Origin of the sequence: Arthrobacter sp. B0490, from assembly GCF_002929355.1 — a bacterium.
In the GTDB taxonomy this organism is placed as follows: domain Bacteria; phylum Actinomycetota; class Actinomycetes; order Actinomycetales; family Micrococcaceae; genus Arthrobacter_D.
Genome location: NZ_PJIR01000088.1, coordinates 1 through 676, shown reverse-complemented (window position 1 = coordinate 676; position 676 = coordinate 1). Strand labels below are relative to the sequence as shown.

Annotated in this window: 1 protein-coding gene; it reads right to left on the bottom strand. The window is 65.2% G+C overall.

The genetic code is table 11. The features are described from left to right. A partial coding sequence (locus CXQ97_RS20900; protein WP_181035161.1) for an acyl-CoA dehydrogenase family protein occupies positions 1-658 on the bottom strand: 658 nt, incomplete at its 3' end. Positions 659-676 lie beyond the last annotated feature (18 nt).

Here is a 676-nt window from a genome sequence, read left to right as displayed (position 1 = left end):
CGGTGATCGAGGCGCGCAGGCCGACCTTGCCGTGGATCGTCGGGGCGGACAGCCCTTCCCAGCCCTTTTCCAGCACGAAGCCGCGAATCTCGCCGGCGTCATCCTTGGCCCAGACCACGAAGACATCGGCGATCGGGCTGTTGGTGATCCACATCTTGCTGCCGGACAGGCGATAGCCGCCGTCGACCTTTTTCGCCCGGGTGACCATCGAGCCAGGGTCGGAGCCGTGGTTCGGCTCGGTGAGGCCAAAGCAGCCGATGTATTCGCCGCTGGCCAGCTTGGGCAGGTACTTCTGCCTGGTCGCCTCGTTGCCGAACTCGAAGATCGGCACCATCACCAGCGACGACTGCACGCTCATCATCGAGCGGTAGCCCGAATCGATGCGCTCGACCTCGCGGGCGATCAGGCCGTAGCACACGTAGTTCAGCCCGCTGCCGCCGTAGGCTTCCGGAATGGTCGCGCCGAGCAGGCCGGTCTCGCCCATCTCGCGAAAGATCGCCGGATCGGTGCGCTCATGGCGGAAGGCTTCCAGTACCCGCGGCGCCAGCTTGTCGGCGGCGAACTGCGCGGCGCTGGCCTGCACCATGCGTTCTTCCTCGGTCAACTGCTGGTCAAGCAGCAGCGGGTCGATCCAGTTGAAGCTTGCTTTGCCGGCCATTCGGAGGCTCCTCTTGTT